The 21,479-nt window shown below is 67.3% G+C and carries 16 protein-coding genes and 1 tRNA gene; 3 read left to right on the forward strand and 14 right to left on the reverse strand.

Annotated elements, in window-relative coordinates; all coding sequences use genetic code 11:
• Positions 1–55: 55 nt before the first annotated feature.
• The 7 genes from WD430_RS18145 to WD430_RS18175 form a co-directional block, all read right to left on the reverse strand.
• Complete coding sequence (locus WD430_RS18145) at positions 56–934, reverse strand: ABC transporter permease (protein ID WP_339103828.1); 879 nt, start codon at positions 932–934, stop codon at positions 56–58.
• Entirely contained in the window at positions 931–1,902 is a 972-nt protein-coding gene (locus WD430_RS18150) for an extracellular solute-binding protein (protein WP_339103829.1), read from the reverse strand. The genes WD430_RS18145 and WD430_RS18150 overlap by 4 nt, the downstream gene beginning before the upstream one ends.
• A gap of 219 nt (positions 1,903–2,121) precedes the next feature.
• Positions 2,122–2,652 carry a molybdopterin-guanine dinucleotide biosynthesis protein B gene (gene mobB, locus WD430_RS18155; RefSeq protein WP_339103830.1) on the reverse strand — a complete coding sequence of 177 codons (531 nt, stop codon included), beginning with the start codon at positions 2,650–2,652 and terminating at the stop codon, positions 2,122–2,124.
• A 67-nt stretch (positions 2,653–2,719) separates the two neighbouring features.
• Positions 2,720–3,532: a molecular chaperone TorD family protein gene (locus WD430_RS18160; protein WP_339103831.1), complete on the reverse strand. Its 813-nt coding sequence runs from the start codon at positions 3,530–3,532 to the stop codon at positions 2,720–2,722.
• Positions 3,533–3,566: 34 nt separating this feature from the next.
• Positions 3,567–4,760, reverse strand: coding sequence for a 4Fe-4S dicluster domain-containing protein (locus WD430_RS18165; protein ID WP_339103832.1), 1,194 nt, complete (start codon positions 4,758–4,760; stop codon positions 3,567–3,569).
• An 11-nt stretch (positions 4,761–4,771) separates the two neighbouring features.
• Entirely contained in the window at positions 4,772–8,320 is a 3,549-nt protein-coding gene (locus tag WD430_RS18170) for a molybdopterin-dependent oxidoreductase (RefSeq protein ID WP_339103833.1), read from the reverse strand.
• Between the two features lie 589 nt (positions 8,321–8,909).
• Positions 8,910–10,205, reverse strand: coding sequence for a P-loop NTPase (locus tag WD430_RS18175; RefSeq protein ID WP_339103834.1), 1,296 nt, complete (start codon positions 10,203–10,205; stop codon positions 8,910–8,912).
• 216 nt (positions 10,206–10,421) lie between these two features.
• On the opposite strand from WD430_RS18175, the gene WD430_RS18180 reads away from it, so the two are divergent.
• Positions 10,422–10,895 (forward strand): SRPBCC family protein, encoded by a 474-nt coding sequence (locus WD430_RS18180; RefSeq protein WP_339103835.1) that lies wholly within the window; start codon positions 10,422–10,424, stop codon positions 10,893–10,895.
• Positions 10,896–10,928: 33 nt separating this feature from the next.
• On the opposite strand, the gene WD430_RS18185 is transcribed toward WD430_RS18180, so the two are convergent.
• Positions 10,929–11,594 (reverse strand): MBL fold metallo-hydrolase, encoded by a 666-nt coding sequence (locus tag WD430_RS18185; RefSeq protein WP_339103836.1) that lies wholly within the window; start codon positions 11,592–11,594, stop codon positions 10,929–10,931.
• Between the two features lie 453 nt (positions 11,595–12,047).
• Between WD430_RS18185 and WD430_RS18190 the strand changes: the two genes are divergently transcribed.
• Positions 12,048–13,451 (forward strand): hypothetical protein, encoded by a 1,404-nt coding sequence (locus WD430_RS18190; RefSeq protein ID WP_339103837.1) that lies wholly within the window; start codon positions 12,048–12,050, stop codon positions 13,449–13,451.
• Between the two features lie 78 nt (positions 13,452–13,529).
• Here WD430_RS18190 and WD430_RS18195 read toward each other — a convergent pair whose 3' ends face one another.
• Together WD430_RS18195 and WD430_RS18200 are read right to left on the reverse strand one after the other, a co-directional pair.
• Complete coding sequence (locus WD430_RS18195; protein ID WP_339103838.1) at positions 13,530–14,465, reverse strand: alpha/beta hydrolase; 936 nt, start codon at positions 14,463–14,465, stop codon at positions 13,530–13,532.
• A gap of 368 nt (positions 14,466–14,833) precedes the next feature.
• Positions 14,834–14,907 (reverse strand) — tRNA-Lys (locus WD430_RS18200).
• Between the two features lie 172 nt (positions 14,908–15,079).
• Between WD430_RS18200 and WD430_RS18205 the strand changes: the two genes are divergently transcribed.
• Positions 15,080–16,531: a DHH family phosphoesterase gene (locus tag WD430_RS18205; protein ID WP_339103839.1), complete on the forward strand. Its 1,452-nt coding sequence runs from the start codon at positions 15,080–15,082 to the stop codon at positions 16,529–16,531.
• A 158-nt stretch (positions 16,532–16,689) separates the two neighbouring features.
• Here the strand turns inward: WD430_RS18205 and WD430_RS18210 are convergent, their stop codons facing one another.
• From WD430_RS18210 to WD430_RS18225, 4 genes are all read right to left on the reverse strand, one after another.
• A complete protein-coding gene (locus WD430_RS18210) occupies positions 16,690–16,983 on the reverse strand; it encodes a PRC-barrel domain-containing protein (protein WP_049941657.1) in 294 nt (97 codons plus the stop codon).
• Between the two features lie 103 nt (positions 16,984–17,086).
• Complete coding sequence (locus tag WD430_RS18215; protein WP_339105837.1) at positions 17,087–17,728, reverse strand: hypothetical protein; 642 nt, start codon at positions 17,726–17,728, stop codon at positions 17,087–17,089.
• Positions 17,729–18,078: 350 nt separating this feature from the next.
• On the reverse strand, positions 18,079–19,269 hold the full coding sequence (locus WD430_RS18220; protein ID WP_339103840.1) for a phosphotransacetylase family protein: 1,191 nt from the start codon (positions 19,267–19,269) through the stop codon (positions 18,079–18,081).
• The gene (locus tag WD430_RS18225) at positions 19,266–21,386 is read right to left on the reverse strand and encodes an acetate--CoA ligase family protein (protein WP_339103841.1); all 2,121 of its coding nucleotides are present in this window, start codon (positions 21,384–21,386) and stop codon (positions 19,266–19,268) included. The genes WD430_RS18220 and WD430_RS18225 overlap by 4 nt, the downstream gene beginning before the upstream one ends.
• Between the last annotated feature and the right edge of the window lie 93 nt (positions 21,387–21,479).

Genomic DNA, 21,479 nt, shown 5'->3' on the forward strand with positions numbered 1-21,479 from the left:
TTACCAGTGACACTTCTTGCAAGCAAGTCGTTCATCCGGTGGTATCGGTCCGCCGTCAGTATCGCCGCGCTGACCCGACGAGCGCCTGCACGAGCGCGACCACGACGACCGTAATAACCAGTAGCGCCAGCGCGATCGGGACGATCGCCTCGAGACCGCGGGCGATCCGCAACACGTCGATGCGGGTCGGCATCGTCCGCGGGTTGTACGCGACCATCATCGTGGCGCCGAACTCGCCGAGCGCCCGCACGAACGTCAGGACGATCCCCGCGGCGATGGCGTTTCGCGCCAGCGGCAACGAGACCAGCCGGATCGTCTCGAGGCGACCGTATCCCAGCGTCCGGGCGGCCTCCTCGACGCGCGGATCGACGTCGTCGAAGCCGGCGCGGACGGTGACGACGAGAAACGGCGCGGCGACGAACGTCTGGGCGAGGACGACGCCGGCGTAGCTGTCGGTCAGCGGCACGCCGAGGGCCGCCGCCGCCGAGCCGATCGGCGTGTACCGGCCGACGACGGTCAACAGCATCACGCCGCCGACGATCGGCGGCAGGACCAGCGGGAGCAAGACGGCGGCCTCGAGGAGGCGCTTGCCGCGAAACCTGGCCCGCGAGAGGACGTACGCGAGCGGGACGCCGAAGACGGTCGCGACGGCCGTCGCGACCGGTGCCGTCAGCAGCGACGTCCTGATCGCGTCCCGCGTGGCGGGATCGGTGAGGCCGCCGATCACGTCGACCGTGCCCACCTGCGCGAAGAACGCGACGACCGGGACGACGAAGTACGCGAGCAACACGACGCCGAGCAGCGCCGGGACGGCCATCCCGCCGGTCACGCGCTCGAGGCCGCTCCCGAACGAGTTCGAATCGGTCGGGTTCGAATCGGCCGCCGTCGGATCTGACGAGTTCGCATCACCCGTCCTCGCGTCTGTATCGGTCACGGTTCGATCGCCTCCGGCACGTCTCCGTTCGATCGCGGGAGCGCGTCACCGACGCGCAGTCCCCGTTCCTCGAGCAGCGCGGACTCCGCGAGCAGGAAATCGACGAACGCTCGGCCGGCGTCGGGGTTGTCGGCGTCGGCTCGAACCGTGGCGCTGTAGACCGCCGGCCGACCCCGGGTCGTGTACCCCTCGTCGGTCGTGTACGTGGCCGTCGCGTACGTCTCGGCGTGGGCCGGATCCCCGAAGTTGTACGCGTCGGGCAACTCGCGGAACGGTAGCTCGTGATCGGCGGCCATGTTCCGGTAGACGACCGCGCAGGCGCGGTTCCCGGCCTCGACGCCGGTCAGCAGCTGCGATTCGTCGGGCTCGCGGTAGACGCGCTCGAGCATCGTCTCGCGAAACCCCTCGAGGTCGTGTCGGCGCTCGGCGAGTTCGAACAGCTGGACGGCCCGATAGCCGAGCGGATCGAGGTCGGGATCGCTGATCGCGAGCTCGTTCGCGTCCGCGTCGGCGACGACCTCGTACCACGGTTCGTCCGCCGCGAGCCGGCCGCCGAGGGCCGTGTCGGGATCGTAGGCGATGCCGACCTCGTTGGCGGCGAACTCGACGTCCCAGTCCGTCCGGCCGGGATAGAGCCGGTCCCGTAACAGCTCGGCGTCGGCGCTGATGACGACGTCCGGGTGTTTGGTCCCCTCCTCGATCATCCGCATCACGACGGTCGAGCCGTGATACTCCCCCTGATAGCCGAGCTCCGTTTCGGACTCGAAGGCGGGACCGATCGTCTCCTCGAGTGCGACGGCGAGGCTTCCGGCCGAGAGGACCCGTACGCGGTCGGCCGTGCCGAGACAGCCGGCCGTCCCGACGATGCCGACCGCCGTCGCGCTCGCGGCGGCGAGAAACGCCCGGCGACCGCCGACGGACCGGCCGGTACCGCGTCTCGCTCCGGAAGCGTCGTCGCGAGTCTCCATACGTCTCACTCGTCCCTGCCGTTCAATATAACTGGTTTCCGTTCCTATTTTGCGGGAATATAACCGAGATCGGTTTCGATAGTGGGTGAGCGTGCCACCGATCCGCGGGACGCCCCTACCCCGATCGCGTTGCGATCCGCGGTATCGGTGGCCCGTCGGTTCGCGTCCGCTCGCCGCCGTCGGCCGGCGGGGACATCGCCGATCGCCGCGGGGACTCGTTCACTCACGATCGACGAGGGGCTCGAGTCCGCGGACGGTCTCGACGAGTCCCTCGAGGTCGTCCGCCCCGCGACCGACGACGGGACCGCCGACGGCGCTCGGATCGCGGTCGCCGACGAGGATCGTCGGCAGCGGGGCCGCCGCGAACCCCTCGACGACGACGAACGCGTAGCCCCGGTCCTCGAGGCGCTCGAGCGTGCTCGCGAGCGCTCGCAGTTCCGGATCGTCGTCGGCCGCGCCCTCGAGCGGTCCGAGGCCGTCGGGTCGGTCCGGCGGATCGCGCTTGCCGCGCGTGCTGATATCGAACGTGAGTTCGGGGGTGACGCCGACGACGGTCTCGGCGCCCGCGGTCCGGTGGCGGTGGGTGTCGGCGCCCGGCGTGTCGATCTCGATGTCGTGGTGGATCGACTTGACCGTCGCGACGCGGCCGTGATCGGCCAGTCGCGGCACGAGCCGTTCGACGAGCGTGGTCTTCCCCGAATCGCTCGGGCCGGCGAGACAGACGACGCGAAACGATGGCTCCTGACTCATCTCTGGTACGGCCGCTTCGGGGGACGAACGGAAGACTCGTTCGACCGCGGCGAGTCGCGAGTCCCGATCAGTACGGGCCGTCGCGGTCGCCCATCGGCATCTCGCCGCTGCCGGGCGAGGCCGACGGCGTCCCCGATCCGTTCGAGCCGCAGGTCCCACACCGGAAGTCCCCGTCGCCGCCGCCGGTGAGCCCCTCGGTCGGGGACGGCGGCACCTCGGGGAAGACGTCCGGTTCGATCCCGAACCGGTCGGCGTCGGCCTCGACCAGCGCCACCACGAGATCCGCGAGCGCCCGATAGAACGGGTCCTCGGCGTCGTCGTGGACCGTCTCCCGGAACCGCGGGACCCAGCGCCCGAGGTGGTCCTCGAGGAAGTCCGCCTGGGCGTTCGTGACGATGTCGACGCCCTTCCCGTCGTCGGCCCGCTCGAGGTAGGCCGTCTGCAGGGCCAGGTGGGAGACGAACTCGAGCTCGATGCAGAGGTGGTCGACCCGCTCGCGGTTGCCGTCCTCCAGATCGAGGTCGAACGCGCCGTAGAAGCCGGCGATGTCGGCGAGCGTGTCCGTGTTCGTCACGAGCGTGCCCGAGCCGTACTCGACCTCGTACTGCTGGATCTCGCCCCCCTGTTCGAAGCCGAACAGGGCGGCGTACGTCGAGTAGCAGTCCTCGATCTCGTCGGCGTCGTCCGGACTCAGGTCGGCGACCGACTCCGCGCGCTCGAGCAGTTCGTCGTCGCCGAGCGCCGCGGCGGATTCGACGAGCTGGTCGTCGAACTCGGCGGAGCGGATCGCTTCGCGGAGGTCGTCGGTCGGTCGGTCGAACGCCATCGACGCGAGCTTGTACAGTCGCGCGCGGTGAACGTGGTGGTCTGGTCGTGACATTGGTGTGAGTGTGGGTGTGGGTCGTTCGCGGTCGTTACGCGATGTCGAGTCGATAGGCGTCGTGTTGGCCGTCGAAGCGGTCGCGTTCGTATCTCGGTTCCTCCATCGGGACGCGGGCGACGGTGTGGCCGTCCTGGTCGTAGCCGATCGCTTCCTCGTCGGTCACTTCGAACTCCTCGATGCGCCACTCGGTCGACCCCATCAGGTGCAGGACGCCTCGCAGCTTGCGGTACTCCTCGTCGCCGCGGCGGGCCTTCCGGTAGGTCTCCTGGGCCTGCTCGACGCCCGGGCCGAACATCTGCTCCAGATAGTCCGTCGGGACGTTGATCGGCGGGATGTAGTAGACGTTGGGCTCGAGCCCCAGCTGCGGGTACAGCGGGAGCGCGACCTCCGCCTCGTGGACCATGTAGTCGACGGGCGCGGAGGTGTTCGCGTTCTCGGGTTGGTTGACCCAGCCGTGCATTCGGATCTTGCCGAGACAGTTCTCGAAGCACTGCGGGACCTTCCCCTGCTCGACCTTCGGGTAGCAGCCGACGCACTTCTGGGAGTTGGCCGCGACCGAGTTGTAGATCGACTTCCCGTAGGGGCAGGCCCGGACGCACTCCTGAAAGGCCTGACAGCTGTCCTCGTCGAGCAGGACGATGCCGTCCTCCTGGCGCTTGTAGATCGCCTGGACGGGACAGCCGCCGGCACACGCGGCGAACGTGCAGTGGTTGCAGACCCGCGGGAGGTAGAAGAACCACGTCGGGTGGTGGTCCTCCTCGATGTGGGTGTCCGATTCGAACTCCTGGCCGGTCGGTTCGTCCTCGCCGAGGTTCGGCTGCGCCCAGTCCTCGTCGTCGGGGCGGAAGCCCTCGATCCCCTCGCTGTGCATGGTCTCGGGATCGTCGTCGGCCGCCATCGACTCCCAGTCGAAGTCGCGGACCTCGAAGATCGTGTCGCCGTCGTAGACGCCGTCCGATCCCCACTCGTGGACGCCGAGTCGGTCTAAGATATCGACGTCCCACTGCAGCGGGTAGGAGCCGTACGGCTTGGTCTCGACGTTGTTCCAGAACATGTGCTCCTGGCCCTCGTTGTTGGTCCAGGTCGTCTTACACGACAGCGAGCACGTCTGGCACGCGATACACTTGTTCAGGTCGAACACTGCGCCCCACTGTTTCTCCGGACGCGCTTCCGGGTACGGGTACTCCATCTCGCGGCCGATCTGCCAATTGTAAACTTCTGCCATTGTGAGTCACCTCAGTCTGATTCGCTCGTGAAACCGCCCTCTAGGTACTGTTTCATCCGGTCGTTCTCCTGGGTCGGCCGGACGCCCTCTCCGACTGGTCGCCAGTCGCCCTCGGGCTCGCCGTCGTCGTTCACGCCGCCGTCTTCGGCCTTCTCGATCTTGACGAACGACTCCTTGGGCGCGCCGTTGGCGGCGTGGACGTCGGGTTCGAAGCCGATGTCCATGTTCTGCCCGAGCATGTCCTTGCGGGGCATCGAGTCGGTCAGCCAGGTCCGGCGCAGCCACGTCGAGGTCATCGACTGGTGGCCGCCGCTGCGGTACATCGACACGTAGTTCGTGTCCTCGGACTGGGCCTTCCCGTCGTCGCGCTCCTGCTGGGCCTCGTAGGATTTGTGCGAGGTCTGCGTGACGTTCATCCAGCTCCGGGTGACCCCCTGCGGGATACTGGGCTGGTAGCGGATCCGCATCAGCGCGCGAGTGTACTCGGTCTCCTCGTCCTCGGGGTCGTAGCCCGGGAACGGACGGTCCGAGGGGTCGGCGTCGACCCAGACGTAGTCGCCGTCCTGGAGTCCCTCCTCGCGGGCGTCCTTGGGGTTCATCTCGACGTACCCCTCGCCGATGTACGGTTTGCGCGTGTCGAAGGAGTCACGCTCCGTCTTCCGACCCTGGTCGCCGTAGTTGCTCCACCAGACCGCCATCTCCTCGAGGTCGGCCCCGAAGGTGTGGGTCCCGTGGCGGTACTTCGGCGTCATGTAGACGTAGTCGTAGCCCTCGTCGAGATCGGTCAGCGGATGACTCGTGTCGACCAGTTCCGACGGCGACCGGATCTCGTTGCGGACCTGTCGGTCGTTGGTGTCGCGGGCCTTTGCCGCGCTGTCCCAGTCGCGGTCGGCGGGCGTCTCGGGCGCGACCACGGGACTGTCGCTGCCGTCGACGATGACGTTCGGCTCGTACGGCGTCGCGTCCATCGGCTCCCGGTGGAGCGGGATGTGTTCGCCGGCCTCGGCGAACTCCTCCTCCTCGCGGAAGAACTCGAGTCGCCCGGTCTTCGTGTACCAGGGCTGGGAGTCCTGGGTCTGCTCGTTGCCGACGTGTTTGGGGTAGGTCCGGGTCATGATGATCGCCGGCGTCCCCTCGCGGGCGTCCTCCAGCAGGTCCTCGACGTCGTACCCCTTGACGGCGTTGGAGTGGTCGAAGATGCGCTGGATGTACGGCTTGGCCTGGTACTCCTCCTCGTCGATGAACGCCCAGTAGTCCTCGAAGCGACTGTCGCCGGTGAGTTCGGCGAGCTTCTCGGCGACGCCCTTGTAGTGTTGGGTGTCGTTCAGGGTGTTGTAGATCCGGTCGATCTCCGTCTCCGGCATCGTCGTGATGAAGGGGTTCGTGACGGAGGCGGTGATGTCGTGGACGTGGTGTTCGGCCCACGAGTCCGCCGGGAAGACGATGTCGGAGTACTCGCAGGTCATCGACCACCACCACTCGTTGGTGAAGAACGCCTCGATCTTCCCGGTGCGCAGGGCCTTCTCGATGATCTTGTAGGTCCCCTTCGCGTTGCCGAGAATGGAGTTCGACCCCGACACCCAGATCGACTTCGTGGGGGTGTGCATGTGCGAGTCGCCTTGGAAGTACTCGCCGTCGACCTTCAGCGGCTTGTCGAGGTTGGTGTAGAAGTGCGCCGAGTGGGCGTCCCAGCGCTTGTCGGTCCGCGCCGGCTTCTCGGGATCGAGTTCGGGATCGAACGGGTCCTCGTGGGCGTACTGGCCGACGCCGTTGAAGTACGCCATCCGGTAGTTCCCGGAGTAGGAGCCGACGTTGCCGGTCTGGTAGCCCACGTTGCGCGTCAGCGACGCCAGCAGGAACGCCGCGCGCCCGTGCTGGTCGGCGTTCGCGTAGTGGTTCGGCCCCATCCCGGTCAGCAGCATCGTGCTCTGCTGGTTGTCCGCGAAGTCGCGGGCCAAGTTCTCAACCGCCTGCGGGTCCGTCCCCGTGACCTCGGCGGTCGACTCGAGGTCCCAGGTGCCGGCGAGGTGCTCCTTGATCAGGTCGAACACCGTCCGGACCTGGACGGTCTCGCCGTCGGTGAGTTCGACTTCGAACTCGCCCTCGATCGTCGCGGGAACGTCGAAGTCGTCGCCGATGTCGTCGCGCGTGACGGGCTCGAACTCGCCGCTCTCGGCGTTGTGGACGACGAAGTCGCCCCACTCGCGGCGGAGCTCCTCCGTGATGACCTGGTCGTCGATGTTCGTCACGTCGACGCCGGGCCGGTCCGCGTCGTCGGCGACGGCGTCGGTCTTCTCTAAGTCCGCCGGCTCGTAGTCCGCGGAGATATCGCTGGCGCGGAGCAACTCGTTGTCGTCCATCCGGACCAGCAGCGGGAGGTCCGTGAACTGCCGGACGTACTCCTCGTCGTACAGCTCCTCCTCGATGAGGACGCGGGCCGCACCGAGGAACAGCGCCGTGTCCGACGCCGGACGGACCGTGATGAGCTCGTCGCACTTCGAGGCCGTCGCGTTGTAGTCGGTGAAGATCCCGGTGACCTTCGACCCCTTCAGTTTGGCCTCGGTCAGCCAGTGGCAGTCGGCCATCTTCGAGGTCAGGTAGTTGATCCCGTCGAGCACGATGTGGTCCGCGTACTCGATACTCGCGAGGTCGAAGTCGACCGTCTGCTGGCCGGTGACCATCGTGTGGCCCGGCGGCAGGTCCGTGTGGAACGAGTAGTTGTCCAGCCCCATCGCGCCCAGCGCCTCGTCCTCTGAGACGTCCCGGACGTGGTTGTCCAGCAGCGCCATCGAGTTGGCGTTGCGGTACTGGCCGAACAGCTTGATGACGCCCAGCAGCGGCATCCCGCCGCGGAACTTCATCGTCCGGACGCCGGCGCCCTGGGTCTCCTCGACGACGCGCTCGTCGTAGCCCTGGTCGAGCAGCGACTGGGTCCCGCTCTCGCCGCTGTACTGCTGGGCGAGCTCGAGGAACGTTCGGGCGGCGTACTCGTGGGCCTCTTCGTGGGAGACCTCGACGAAGTCGTCCTCCCCGCGCCGGGCATATTCCTCGGGCATCGAGCCGTCGGAATCGCGCGGGAAGCCGTCGTCGACCCACTGCTTGAAGCCCTGACGGACCATCGGAGCCTTGACGCGGCGCTCGTTGTAGAAGCGCTCGACCATCGCCAGCCCCTTGTTACAGACGCGGGGGTCCCACCGCTGGGAGGCCTGGTTCCCGTCGAGATCGGTCGCCTCGCCGTAGTTCATCGAGGGGCCGAGACGCGTGATCTGCCCGTTCTTGACGCTCGCCTCGAGGTAGCAGTTGTGGGTGTCGTTGGGCGTACACGTGAGCATGTAGGAGTCGTCGGGCTCCCAGATGTCGCGGTACTTCTGGTCCCACCCCTCGTTGGGGTACTCCTCGAGGGGGTTCATCGGTCCCTCGCCGTCCTCGTCGGCGGTTTCCTCGCCGGTCAACCGCCGGTAGCCGAGGAACCCGAGACCGGACGCGCCGGCGATACCCGCCGCCGCGGCGCCGAGCTCCCGACGGGTCATCTCGAGCCCGTCGGCCGCCTCGTCACTCATCGTACCACCCCGCACGCGTGGGTGCGCGGATCGTCGGCAGCTGAACCCCTCTCCGAGCGGTTCGGATAACGCGGTTCGTCCGTGGGTCGTCCGTATGCCATCACGGTCGATACTCGTGCACCCACTCATTAACCAGACCCGCCCGTTCCCACGCGTTGGGGACGCTGCGGCCGAAATCCTCCGAATAGTGGGTCTTTAAAACGGGGTCGACAGAGGCCGAAATACCGCTCGAGTCGACGGGAAAACCGACGGAAAAACGACCGCGACGTCCTCGTCCCGAACGTATCGCGGGGTCCTCGTCCCAACGGCCGTTTCGACGGAACGCGGTTCGGACGCGAGCGGTCGCCGACAGCGTCTCGCCGGGCCCCGCTCGGTCGCCGAGCGCGTTCGGACGGAGGAAAAACCTATCACCCGTTATGTCAAATGAACAACTATGTCCTCCACAACCGCCGGCGGAGACGACGGCTCGGACGACGACCGATCGTGGCTCGATCGCCTCGTCGATCTCCTCTGGATGCTCCCGTGGCCGTGAGGCGATCCCGCGTCGGTCCCGTTCGCTCGCGCCTCGAGAGGCAGTCGACGGCCGCCCTCAGGTCGCCGGTTCGACCGCCGACCGACCCGCCGCCTCGAGTTCGACCAGCCAGCCGTCGTAGCCCAGATCGTCGACGTCGGTCCGCTCGAGCGAGCGCCCGTCCCGGGCGAGGCTCTCGTCGACGACGTCGACGAGGTCGTCGGGATCGCCTCTCAACACTACGGACACCGGCTCCTCGTCGGCCACGCCGAATTCGGTGACCACCTGTCGCTGGCAGCTCTCGGGCGGGAGCCCGCGCAGGTCGACTGCGTCCTCGGGGACCGCCGGCCCGCCCTCCGTCTCGATGAACTCGAGGACGGTCTCGCGGAGCGCGTCGATCGCGCGTTCGCCGGCGCTCGCGGGGTCAGCAAACGAGCGCGCGGTCGGTTCCCGCAGGGCCGGATCGAACGGCACCGGCTCGATCTCCGCGTAGGCCGCCTCGGCGACGTCCTCGGCGAGCGTGTCACCGTCGAACGGCGTCGTCTCGCCCTCGGCCGCGCCGACCATGTTGGGAACGACGCCGATCGACGGCACGTCGTTGGCCGAGTACAGCGCCGCGGTCCGCCGGGTCGCCCGCACGCACTCGTCGGTCGGCGTGGAGACCAGCAGGCCGCCGTCTAACGGCGCCTGCTGGACGATCGTGTAGACGGCGTCGCCGATCCCCGGCGGCAGGTCGACGAGCAGCACGTCTCGGTCGTCCCAGGCGGCGTTGCCCAGCAGGTCCTTGACGACGTCGTGGACCATCGCGCCGCGCCAGGCGACCGGCCCGTCCTCGGCGATCAGTTCGATGCTGACGACCTGGATCCCGTCGTCGGTCTCGACGGGCATCGGCTTCCCCGTCGGCGACGTCGCGACCGGTCCGTCGGCCTCGAGCAGGTCGGGCGCGTCGGGCGCGTAGACGTTGGCGTCGAAGACGCCGACGTCGAGGCCGTCCTCGGCGAGCGCTCGCGCCAGCGATGCGGTGACCGTCGTCTTGCCGACGCCGCCCTTCGCGCTGCCGACGGCGATGATCGAGTCGACGCCGGAGACCGGAAGCCCGGTCTCGGGCGCGTCGGAGCCGGCCGCCTCGACCCGGACGTGGACGACGCCGTCGGTCGCCAGCCCGGCGCCCCGTAGCTGGTCGGTCAGTCGGTCGGCCAGCACGCGACCGACCGGTTCGAAGTCGACGGTGAAGGTGACGATCCCGTCCGCGACGTCGACGTCCTCGATCAACTGCTCCCCGATCGGATCGCTGCCCATGATCTCGACCTCCCGGACCCGATCGACGACGGCGCGCCTGATCTCCTCGTCCGTCCGCGATGTCTCGTCGGTCATAGTCGGTCGTACGGTCGGGTCCGGTATTTCACCCGTCGGGAGTTCCCACGGGGTGGGAAGAGACCGGCCGCGCCGCGGTGACGCTCGTCTTCCGTCGACTCGAAACGAAACGAGGTGTCCCCTGATCCACTACCCGATACGGTTGCCACGATGACACTATTCCTACGCGTCTGGAATCGAGGCTTCGCTTTTCTCTCACGCCCGTGATCCGTCGGTATGCCGACGTACCAGCGGACAGCAGTGATCGACGCCGATTTCGAGACCGTCTGGGAGTTCTACGACAGCGTCGCCGAACTCGAGATACTGACGCCCGACTGGACGGGGCTGGAGGTCGCCCGCGCGATCGGCCCCGACGGCGGGCGGCGTCCCGACGGCTACCGCGTCGGAACGGAGATCCACCTCGAGATGCGACCGTTTGGGCTCTTCCCGGCGACGGAGTGGGTCGTCGCGGTCGTTGATCGCGAGGTGAGCGACGACCGGGCGTCGTTCGTCGACGAACAGGTCGGTGACCGCGGGCCCTACGAGCAGTGGCGCCATACCCACCGGTTCGCCGATGTCGACGACGGAACGGCGGTCCATGACCGGATCGACTACCGCGTGCCGGGCGCCAGTGACCTGCCGCTGGCGACGCCGCTGCTCGCGGGAATGCTGTGGCACCGCCATCGGAAAACGCGGGCCCTACTCGAGTGACGTCCGGGAGCGGCCTCGGCCGGTTCCGGACGATCAGAACAGGTCGACGCGGATCCCGTCGGCCTCGAGGTCCGCGGCGAAGGCGTCGGCGTCGGTCTCGATCGGGTCGAAGGTGTCGTAGTGTTCGGGCAGCACGAGGTCGGCCTCGACGCTCCGGGCGAAGTCGGCGGCCTCGCGGCGATCCATCGTGAAGTGGCCGCCGATCGGCGGGACGAACACGTCCGCGGTGATCGACTCGTGGCGCTCGAGGAAGTCCGTGTCCGACGTGACGTAGACGGTCGTCCCCTCGAGGTCCAGCAGGAGGCCGATCACCTCGCCCTCGGCGTGGAACGGCTCGCCGTCCTCGTCGACGTGCTCGCCCGCGGGGTCGTTGTAGGCGGGCACCGTCCGGACGTCGATCCCGTCGACCGTCGTCTCGCCCGAGTACGGGAGGTCCACGACGTCGCGGTCGAGATCGCTCGTATCGACGGCCTCGAAGACCGCGACGGTGGCGTCGTCGTCGGCCACGGCCTCGATCGCCGCGGGATCGTAGTGGTCGAAGTCGTCGTGCGTGACGAAGACGATATCGCCGTCACCGGGTTCGCCCTCGAGTTGCTCGCCCCACGGATCGACGTAGACGATCGTTCCGTCGGGGGTTTCGATACGCTTGCTGGCGTGACCCAGTCGCTCGAACGTGATCCCCTCGTAGGTGCTGGACATCGTCGTCTGGAATCCTACGTGAAGTTCGCTCTTATAGCTCGGCGTCGTCGCTCCAATCGCGACGACAGTGTGTGCCCGTCCGCTCCGACGGCTGCGAGCGCACCCCGCCGGAGATTCGCGACGGGTAGCGGACGTGAGTCGCCTCGAGCTCGTATCCTTCAGGGCAGTGCAACTGTTTCACGCGTCGCCGACGCCGCGGTGCTCGCTTAGTTCGCTGCTAAGTTCCGATCGACCGGTGTGAACACCGTCCGCTGAGCGGCTGTTTCACTATCGAACTCGGTGCGCGAGCCGCTCGGATACGGCGACAGTTGCGGACGAGTTACGCTGTCTATACGTAAGACCCTTCATCGCCGACGCGAACACGTGACGGGAGACGATTCACACGGACGGGGAATCGGTCGCAGATCGTATTTGAGAGGTCTCGCCGGGCTCGGGGCCCTTTCGGTCGCAGGCGTGGCGTCCGCACATCCGCTCGAGGAGCACTACGGGACCGTCGTCGACGTGGCCGAAGCGGGGGCGGACACGGAGGGGAACGAATCCATCACGCCCGTTCTGCGGGAGCTCGTCGACGACGACACGCTCCTGAAGTTCCCTTCGGGACGGTACTACATGGACGAACAGCTGCGGCTCACCGACTTCGAGAACGTCGGTTTCGTCGGCTACGACGCGACGCTGGTCCCGGCCGACTACCACGAGTTCGACGGGCCGCAGTATCGCCTGTTCCGGCTGGGAACTAGCGACAGACCCGGCCGGGACCTCCGGTTCGAGGGCTTCGACGTCGACCAGACCGCCGACGAGACGGGGATTCGAGTCATCAGCGCCGAGGTCGAGGACGGCCTCTCCGTGCGGCGAGTCACGATTCACGGCGTCCACGACAGCGGGACGTGGGGGCCGGGACTGTTCAACGTTCTCGACCCCGACGGCGAGGGACACGTCTATTCCTTCCGCGCGTCGGACGGCGGCCTCCACGCCGACGAGACCCCCAACGAGGGGAGCATGTGGCGCGGCCCGACCGGCATCGTCGTCAACCAACACCACCGCGGCACGCTCGTCTTCGAGAGCTGCAGTCTCGGCGGCTTCCCGGACAACGGACTCTACGCGTCCAACGAAACCGGACGGATCGGCATCGAGCGGGGCTGGTTCGAGAACAGCGGCACCGCGTCGATCCGCCTCGCCGGAACGACCGGCGTGATCAGGGACGCGGTCGCCGTCGTCACCGAGAACCCCCACGACTCCAACGGCCAGCACGCGATCCGACTCGACGGCGGCGAGCAGTTCGAGCTCGAGGGCGTCACCGTCGACACGCCGCAGCCGAACGGCGACGCGATACGAATCATGAACGACGTCGAGAATACCGTGATCACCGACTCGGAGATCAAGGTCGGATACCACCCGAGCGCCGGAATTCGGGTCGATCCCGCCGCCGGACCGGTGACGGTCGAGAATACCGATATCGATATTCACGGCAGCGCCAACGCGGTCCGCCTGCTCGGCGGAGACGGCGGCGGTGCCGACCTCGAGGACGTTCGCATCACCGGCGACGCGAAGGGGACCCGGAACCGCCACGCGATCTACTGCGAGCGCGACGACTGCCGGTTCGTCGGTCTCTCGGTCGAGCAACCGGGAGACGACAAGCGGCGCGGACTCGAACTCCGCGGCGAGGACTACCTCGTCACCGACAGCGAGTTCGAGACGACCCACACGCCGATCGTCGTCAACGGTGGGAGCGGGGTGCAGATCGAGAACTGTTACGCGCGCTCGCTCGAGGACCGCAACTCCCTTCGCATCACGAGCGACTCCGGGTCCGTGTCGCTCGCGAACAACGACTTCCCGAACGGCGTTCGCGACGACCGGTAACGCGCCGGTCGGTTCGCTCGTCGCGCGCGGGTCCTCGCCGGCGTAGGTCGAACGCGATTCGACCGTGCAATCGCGCGGTCAGTCGCCCTCGAGCGCGTCGACGAGATCGTCGGCGACGGCCGCGATCGCGTCGCGGGCGCGGTCGACGTCGCGCATCGTCGCGAAGCCGTGGGGCATGTCCGCGTAGTTCTCGTAACGCGTGGGAACGCCGTCGCGGACCAGTTTTTCGGCGTAGGCCTTGCCGCCGTCGCGGAGCGGGTCGAAGCCGGCGGTGACGACCGTCGCCGGCGCGACGCCGGAGACGTCGCAGGCGTTCGTCGGATCGGCGTAGGGGTTGCGCCGGTGGATCTCGCTCGCGTAGTAGCACTCGTTGAACCACTCCAGATCGTCCTCGTCGAGGACGATGCCGGCGTGCTCCCGGACGGACGGCTGGTCCGCGTCGATACCGACGGCCGGGTAGAGGAGCGCCTGATAGCCGATCTCGGGGCCGTCGCGCTCGGCCGCCATGAGCGCGGCGACGGCGGCGAGCGTCCCGCCGGCGGAATCGCCGGCGACTGCGACCTGTCCGTCCCCCGCGACCGCTTCGGGGTGTGCGGCCGCCCATTCGACGGCGGCAGCGGCGTCCTCGACCGCCGCGGGAAACGGGTGCTCGGGTGCGAGTCGGTACTCGACGGACAGGACGGCGCAGCCGCTCTCTCGAGTGAGGTGCCTGCAGAGCCAGTCGTGGGTCTCGATACTCCCCAGAACGAAGCCGCCCCCGTGGAAGAAGACGACCGTGGGGAACGGGCCGCTCGCGTCCGGGAGGTAGAGACGGGTATCGAGATCGCCCCCGGGACCGGGGATCGTTCGATCGATCGTCCGCCCGACGCTCGGTCCGTCGCGGTTCCGGAGCCGCATCAGCGGACCGCTGAGGAGTCGGAGGAGTTTCAGCCCGTAGCGGTTGTGCGGCATCGGCAGCCGTCCCTGGCGCTCGAGTGCCGCTTTCGCCTGCGGATCGATCCTGTCCGCGTTCATGTCAGGGTCGTTTGACGAACCGAACTAAGCCGTTCCGGTTCGGTCGTTTCGGCTCTCGTCGGTCGCCGCGTGGTCGGCCAGCTAGTCTCAGTGTCCGGGAGCCGATGATCGGCTCGAGACGAGCCTCGAGATGGCGAGTCAGTTCGTCCGGGCCGTGCGGTGTCCGATACGGAAACGCGGGACGTACTCTGACCTACTCGGTACGCGACACACGGTCGGATTGACTCGTTCGATCGGTCGTCAGAAAGCGGGCCGGGCGCGATTATGAACTACGCCCAGAAATGCTCGCTACGCTGCGCCTTTCTGCTCTCGTTCAAATCGCTTCGGATCCGATGCTCGCCGCTCACGGATTTGTTCGCGGCGAGAAGCGGGCCGGGCGCGATTTGAACACGCGACCGTCTGATTAAGAGTCAGACGCTCTGCCGGACTGAGCTACCGGCCCTGTACCTACGACTTTTCGTCGGCCGTTAAAATACGTTTCCTTTGGGTTCCGTTGTGGTACGGACGGACACACATCGAGATCGACACCGGTCTCGAGGCCGCTCTCCCCCGCCGACTGCGCGGAATAAGGATCTTCGGGAGCGTTAAGTGTGGTCGCTCCGACCACAGATGTAATGAGTACGGGGGTTACGATCTCGTCGATCTCTGACTACGCGATCCTCGGCTGTGGGAGCGTCGGCTACGCGGTCGCGGAAGAACTCGTCGAGCAGGGCAAGGACGTCCTCATCGTCGACCGCGACGAGAGCCGCGTCGAATCGCTGCGCGATCAGGACTTAGACGCCCGCACCGCCGACATTCGCGAACCCGAAGCCGCCGACCTCGTCGCCGACCGGGACGTCGTCCTCATCCTCGCCTCGGACGTCGAATCGAACAAACAGGCCGTCGAGCACATCCGCGAGATCGACGACACCCAGTTCGTCGTCGCCCGCGCGAGCGACCCCGTTTCCGGGGACGAACTCGAGGAACTCGGCGCCGACATCGTCATCAACCCCTCCTCGGTGATCGCCGAGTCCGCCCTCCGGGCGCTCGAGTCGGGCGAACTCGAGTACAACGCGGGGAAACTCGCCCAGCTGCTAGAGGAGACCTCGACGCGGCTGGCGATCGTCACCCAGGACAGCCCCGACCCGGACTCGATCGCGTCGGCGGCGGCCCTGCAGGCGATCGCGACCCACCTCGGCATCGAGTCGGACATCATCTACCTGGGCGACGTCGGCCACCAGGAGAACCGGGCGTTCGTCAACCTGCTGGGGATCGATCTGGTCCAGTGGGACGAGATCGAGGACCACGCGGTCTACGACACCGTTGCACTGGTCGACCACGGGACCGCCGGCGAGATGGATCTGCCCGTCGACGTCGTCATCGACCACCACGAACCGGAAGCGGAGCTCGAACCCGAGTTCGTCGACGTCCGGCCGAACATGTCCTCGACGTCGACGATCATGACGAAGTACATCCAGGAGTTCGATATGAACGTCTCCGAGGAGGTCGCCACGGCGCTCCTCTACGGCATCCGCGCGGAGACCCTGGATTTCAAACGCGACACGACCCCCGCCGACCTCACCGCGGCCGCCTACCTCTACCCGTTCGCGAACCACGACACCTTAGAGCAGGTGGAGTCGCCGTCGATGTCCCCCGAGACGCTCGACGTGCTCGCGGAGGCGATCACCAACCGCGACGTCCAGGGGAGCCACCTCGTCTCCAACGCGGGCTTCGTCCGCGACCGCGAGGCGCTCACGCAGGCCGCCAGCCACCTCCTGAACCTCGAGGGCGTCACCACCACCGCCGTCTTCGGCATCGCCGACGAGACCATCTTCCTCGCCGGCCGCTCGAAGGACATCCGCATCAACATCGGCAAGGTGCTCGAGGACGCCTACGGCGAGATGGGCGAGACCGCGGGCCACTCGACGCAGGCCAGCGCGGAGATCCCGCTCGGCATCTTCACCGGCATCGAGATCTCCGACGACACCCGTGACACGCTGCTCGAACTCACGGAGGAGGCCGTCAAACGGACGCTGTTCGACGCGATGGGCGTCGAGGGAAGTAGCGAAGGCTCGAACGGAAACTGATTCTGCCGTAATCGTCTCGATACCTCGACCCGAACGCACGCGGACTGCCGTCGATCCGACGAGCAAAGCGGAGACTCCGAGGGACCGAACTGAAACGAGAGACGAACCGCTCAGCGGTCGAGAGATCGCACCGGGCCGCGAGACGACGACGTGAGCCGTTACGCGATCAACTCTTCCTCTTCCTCGTCGGGTTGGCGGACGCGTTCGACGACGTCGTTGATCAGGATGACGTCGCCGACGGCACGGACCCAGCGGTAGGGGACGATGACGCCCTGTCCGCTGCGGGTGGCGTCCGTGAATAGTTCGGAGTTGAGATTACCGAGTGCGAGTCCGGTGATGGCCTGGCCGTCGACGTTCAGTCGCAGATCTTCGACTTCGCCGACGAAGACGCCGTTGTTCGAGTAGACCTCGCGTCCGACGAGTGAGGTGATTTCCTGGGGAGTGTCGTCCATGTCTGGCCTCATGCAGGGCGGACTCTTAATTCTTGGTCAGACGTTCCGCCGTCGACATCCGCTGGACGAAATGGATCCGGCTGCGCACCGACGCGAGCGCCCGTCATTGCGAGAGTCGCGTGTTGCCGGAGCTGGTCGTCGAAGCGGCCGCGTTCGTCGTGATCGTCGCGAAGACGAACAGAAGCATGATGATCGCCGCGAGCGCTAGATTCGGAATCACGAAGAGACCGCTCACGGAGGCCGCGAGCAAGCCGACGCTCGCGCCGGTGAGCATCGACTGAGAGCCGCCGAACGCACGACCGAGGCGTCCATCGTCGGCGTCGGAATCCTCCTGATCTGGACTACTGTTCGACTCTGCGGCCTCGAGATACGGTCGGAACTCCTCGATGCGTTCGGTCGGCCGGACGATCCCGCGGGGCTTGTTGTAGTCGATGACTCCCTTCTCATCGAGTTTCGGGAGGTGGGACTGATAGAGCGGGATGTACACGCGCTGGCGCTGGGTCGACGTCAACTCCGCGACGGTCGTCTCGTGTTCCTTCGCCGAGACGTGTTCGGCGATGTCACTCATCTTGACTGGACCCTCCCGGTCCAGGAGGTAGGAAATCGCGTCTCGCCTGCGGTTCGTCTGGAGGATATGGAAGATATCGTCCGGCGAGAGCGCTTCTGGTTCGTCGGACGAGGTGTCGTCGGACGGGGAGTCGCTGGAGGACGTGCCCGTTGAGGAGCGGCAATCTGTTTTGGGCATCATATCGTACACTTGCAAGAGAAAACCATTACTACGTAAACCTTCTGTTTAGAGACTCAGTTCAAAATATTACTCTAGATGAAACTAATAAGAATGAGTAAGCTGTGAGAATACTTCCGGAGAACTGAATGATTCTGACAGTTCAACGGCCACGGGCGGCGAACGGTCGCTTCGTCGGTTCCGTTCTCGTTCCGTACATAGCGAATGTCGCTATGGGTGGATAAACGGTTCCCCTACACGATTTGGGTCGGACGAGTTTCTCGCTCGCTCGTCAGTTCGCGGCGGAGAACGGAGTACCGAGACGGAGTCGAATCGGTACCGAGCGACGATCGAACCGCGACTCGAGGACGCTAGCGAGGACCGTCCAGAATCGAGTCGACCGCCGCGTGGTCGGTCAGCAGTTCCGCCATCCGATCGACGGTCTCGACGTCGCGCGTCCGACCGCTCCGGACGACGTCTTCGGCGCGTTCGACGGTCGTCAGCGTGTCCGTCTGCACCGAGAGAATCGGCATCCCCTTCTCGGCGGCCTGGCCGACGATCGCGCCGGCGGGACGATGGCCGCCGGTCAGAATGAGACAGCGGACGCCGGGGGCCTCGAGCGCGGCCGTGTGGATCTCGGCGCGGTCGCCGCCGGTGATCACGGCGGCGTCTTTCGTCCGGCGGAAGTGTCGCAGGGCGCTGTCGGCGCCCATCGCGCCGACGCTGAACCGCTCGACGTAGGCGTCCTGTCCGTCCTCGGCGAGTACGGACGCGCCCAGTTCGTCGGCCAGCTCCCGGACGGTCACGCCTGAGAGCGTCCGCTCGCTGGGGAGCACGCCGAAGACCGGAATCTCTCGTTCCTCGAGGAAGGGGACGACGTCGTTCTCGAGCGCGTCGTAGACGGCGTCCGCGACGTCGTTGAAGACGACGCCGGCGAGCCGATCACCGAAGGCGTCGGCGGCAGCGAGCACGTCGTCGACGTCGCCGGGAACCTCGTGGGAGGCGACGAGGACGACGCGGGCGTCCAGCAGCTCCGCCACGTCGGCGTCGGTGAGGTCGATGCTGCCGCCGACGTCGTACTCGCCGCCGCCCTCGACGAACATGCGGTCCCGGCCCTCGGCGAGCGTCTCGAAGGCCTCGACCACGCGCTCGCGCACCTCGTTGGGGTCCTCCCGGCCGCGGATCGCCTGCTCGACGAACGTCGGCGAGTAGACGACGGGTTCCAGGTCGTGCATTTCGGCCTCGAGGTCGAGCAGTTCGCGGGCGAGCAGCGGGTCCTCGTCCAAGGTCTTCCCGACGTTGCTCTCGAGTCGGGTGCCCTTCGGTTTCATGTAGCCGACGCTGTCGCCTTCCTCGGCCGCGAGCCGAGCGAGCGCCAGCGTGATCGCCGTCTTGCCGGTGCTCTCCGCGAGCGAACAGACGAGGATCGTGTCGGCGTCGCTCGCGGTCGCGGTGGCGTCGGTCGACTGTCGGTCGCCGCGACGGCCGTCAGTCTGCTGACCGTCGGTCGTCTCGGTGTCGTCTGGGGTGGTGTCGGTGTCCGTGGAATTGGTGTCGCTCATGCTTCCTCCGTGGTGTCCGTCTCGAGTTCGTCCGGATCGACGGTGAGTCTGAGGTCGATCGCCTGTACGCCCTCCGGGCCCGCCACGAGCGGGTTGACGTCGAGTTCGAGGATCGCCGGGAAGTCCGTCACCAGCTGCGAGAGCCGCTGGATCGTCTCGACGACGCCGTCGACGTCCGCCGGCTCGCGCCCGCGGGCGCCGCGCAACAGCGGCGCGGCCTGTATCTCGTCGATCATGTCGCGAGCCTCGCCCTCGCCGATCGGGGCGACGCGGACCGACGTGTCCTCCAAGATCTCGACGAAGATGCCGCCGAGACCGAACAGGAGCAGCGGACCGAACTGCGGATCGCGGTTCATCCCGACGATGGTCTCGGTGCCGGCCTCGAGGTCCAGTTGCTCTTGAACCTGCACGCCGAGGATCGTCGCGTCGGGCTGGTAGTTGCGCGCGCGGGCGACGAGGTCCTCGTAGGCGTCGTAGACCTCCGCGTCGGGAACGCCGACCTTGACGCCGCCGATGTCGGACTTGTGGGAGATGTCGGGGCTGACGATCTTCATCACGACGTCGCCCGCGATCGATTCGGCGACCGCTCGGGCCCGGTCGGGGTCGTCGACGATCTCGCCGTCGGGGGTCGGGATGCCGTAGGCCTCGAGCAGGTCCATCGACTCGACGCCGAGCCGGTTGTCGTCGCTCCGCTCGGCGCGGGCGAGGATCTCGCGGGCGCGCTCGCGGTCGACGTCGAACCGCTCGGGCTCGTCGACGGTCCGCTCGCGGACGTCACGAAACCGGGCCAGCGCGTCCAGTCCCGAAACGGCCCGCGAGGGATCGAAGTAGTTCGGGATCCCGGACTCGCGCAGCGTCTCCTCGGCGTCGCGGGCCCGTTGGCCGCCCATCAGGCAGGTGACGACGGGCGTGTCGTGGGCCTCGAGTTTGTCGATGACCGTCTCCGCCAACTCGTCGTAGGAGAGGACGGCCGTCGGCGCGGCGACGACGACCGCGCTGCCGACGTTGGGATCCTCGAGAGCGATCTCTAAGGCCTCGCCGAACCGGTCGACGTCGGCGTCGCCGATCGCGTCGATCGGGTTGTAGACGTTGGCCTCGTCGGGCATCGCCTCGGCGAGTTCGTCGATCGTCTCGTTCGTGAAGTCGGCCATTCCGAGCGTCGAGTCGCCGACGGCGTCGGTCGTCAGCACGCCCGGGCCGCCCGCGTTGGTGACGACGGCGACGCCGTCCGATTCGGGTTCGGGCAGTCCCGCGAGGGCCCGCGCGGAGTCGAACAGCTCCTGGACGGATCGCGCTCGGAGAACGCCGGCCTGCTCTAAGCCCGCCTCGTAGGCCCGCTCGCTGCCGGCGATCGCGCCCGTGTGCGAGGAGGCGGCCTGCGCACCTGCGTCGGTTCGACCGGACTTGACGAGGACGATCGGGGTGTCGTCGGTCACCTCGCGGGCGGCCTCGATGAACCCCTGACCGTCGTCGACGTCCTCGAGGTAGCCGATGATGACGTCGGTGTCGGGGTCGTCGCCCCACTCGCGGACGAAGTCCGTCTCGTCGAGGACGGCCTTGTTCCCCAGCGAGACGACGTCCTGAAAGCCGATCCCCTGCTCGTTGGCCCAGTCCAAGACGGCCGTGATGAACGCGCCCGACTGGCTCATAAAGGAGATCGATCCCTCGAGGGCGTGTTCGGGGCCGAACGTGGCGTTCATGCCGCTGTGCGTGGCCATGACCCCGAGGCTGTTGGGGCCGACGACGTTGAGGTCGTACTCGTCGGCGACCTCGCGTAACTGCCGCTCGCGCTCGGCCCCCTCGCCGCCGGTCTCCGAGAAGCCGGCGGTGATGACGACGACGTTTCGCGTCCCGGCCTCGCCGAGCTCGCGCAGCGCGTCGATCGCGATATCGGGCGGTACGACGACGACCGCCAGATCGATCGGCGGCGCACTCGACACGTCCGAATAGCACTCGAGCCCGAGCACCTCGTCGCGGCCGGGGTTGATCGGCACGACTTCGCCGTCGAATCGGTCCTGGAGGTTCTCCAGTATCGCGCGGCCGACGGCGCCCTCGCGGTCGGTCGCGCCGACTACGGCGACGGTCTCGGGGTCGAAAAGTTCGGCTAACCGTCCCATCGCTCGAGCCTTCGCCGACCGTCGTGTTAAGGGTGGGGCCTGTTTCGACGGAGAGGGAACACTCGCAATTCGATCGCCGACGCCCGTATTCGA

It is taken from the genome of Haloterrigena sp. KLK7 (assembly GCF_037914945.1).
GTDB lineage: Archaea > Halobacteriota > Halobacteria > Halobacteriales > Natrialbaceae > Haloterrigena > Haloterrigena salinisoli.

Excerpts from the sequence above, each read along its gene's own strand:
- WD430_RS18195 (WP_339103838.1), bottom strand. The coding sequence starts at position 14,465 with ATGAACGCGGACAGGATCGATCCGCAGGCGAAAGCGGCACTCGAGCGC.
- WD430_RS18205 (WP_339103839.1), top strand. The coding sequence starts at position 15,080 with ATGAGTACGGGGGTTACGATCTCGTCGATCTCTGACTACGCGATCCTC.
- WD430_RS18150 (WP_339103829.1), bottom strand. The coding sequence starts at position 1,902 with ATGGAGACTCGCGACGACGCTTCCGGAGCGAGACGCGGTACCGGCCGG.
- WD430_RS18170 (WP_339103833.1), bottom strand. The coding sequence starts at position 8,320 with ATGAGTGACGAGGCGGCCGACGGGCTCGAGATGACCCGTCGGGAGCTC.
- WD430_RS18225 (WP_339103841.1), bottom strand. The coding sequence starts at position 21,386 with ATGGGACGGTTAGCCGAACTTTTCGACCCCGAGACCGTCGCCGTAGTC.
- mobB (WP_339103830.1), bottom strand. The coding sequence starts at position 2,652 with ATGAGTCAGGAGCCATCGTTTCGCGTCGTCTGTCTCGCCGGCCCGAGC.
- WD430_RS18185 (WP_339103836.1), bottom strand. The coding sequence starts at position 11,594 with ATGTCCAGCACCTACGAGGGGATCACGTTCGAGCGACTGGGTCACGCC.
- WD430_RS18160 (WP_339103831.1), bottom strand. The coding sequence starts at position 3,532 with ATGTCACGACCAGACCACCACGTTCACCGCGCGCGACTGTACAAGCTC.
- WD430_RS18175 (WP_339103834.1), bottom strand. The coding sequence starts at position 10,205 with ATGACCGACGAGACATCGCGGACGGACGAGGAGATCAGGCGCGCCGTC.
- WD430_RS18220 (WP_339103840.1), bottom strand. The coding sequence starts at position 19,269 with ATGAGCGACACCAATTCCACGGACACCGACACCACCCCAGACGACACC.
- WD430_RS18180 (WP_339103835.1), top strand. The coding sequence starts at position 10,422 with ATGCCGACGTACCAGCGGACAGCAGTGATCGACGCCGATTTCGAGACC.
- WD430_RS18165 (WP_339103832.1), bottom strand. The coding sequence starts at position 4,760 with ATGGCAGAAGTTTACAATTGGCAGATCGGCCGCGAGATGGAGTACCCG.
- WD430_RS18215 (WP_339105837.1), bottom strand. The coding sequence starts at position 17,728 with ATGCCCAAAACAGATTGCCGCTCCTCAACGGGCACGTCCTCCAGCGAC.
- WD430_RS18210 (WP_049941657.1), bottom strand. The coding sequence starts at position 16,983 with ATGGACGACACTCCCCAGGAAATCACCTCACTCGTCGGACGCGAGGTC.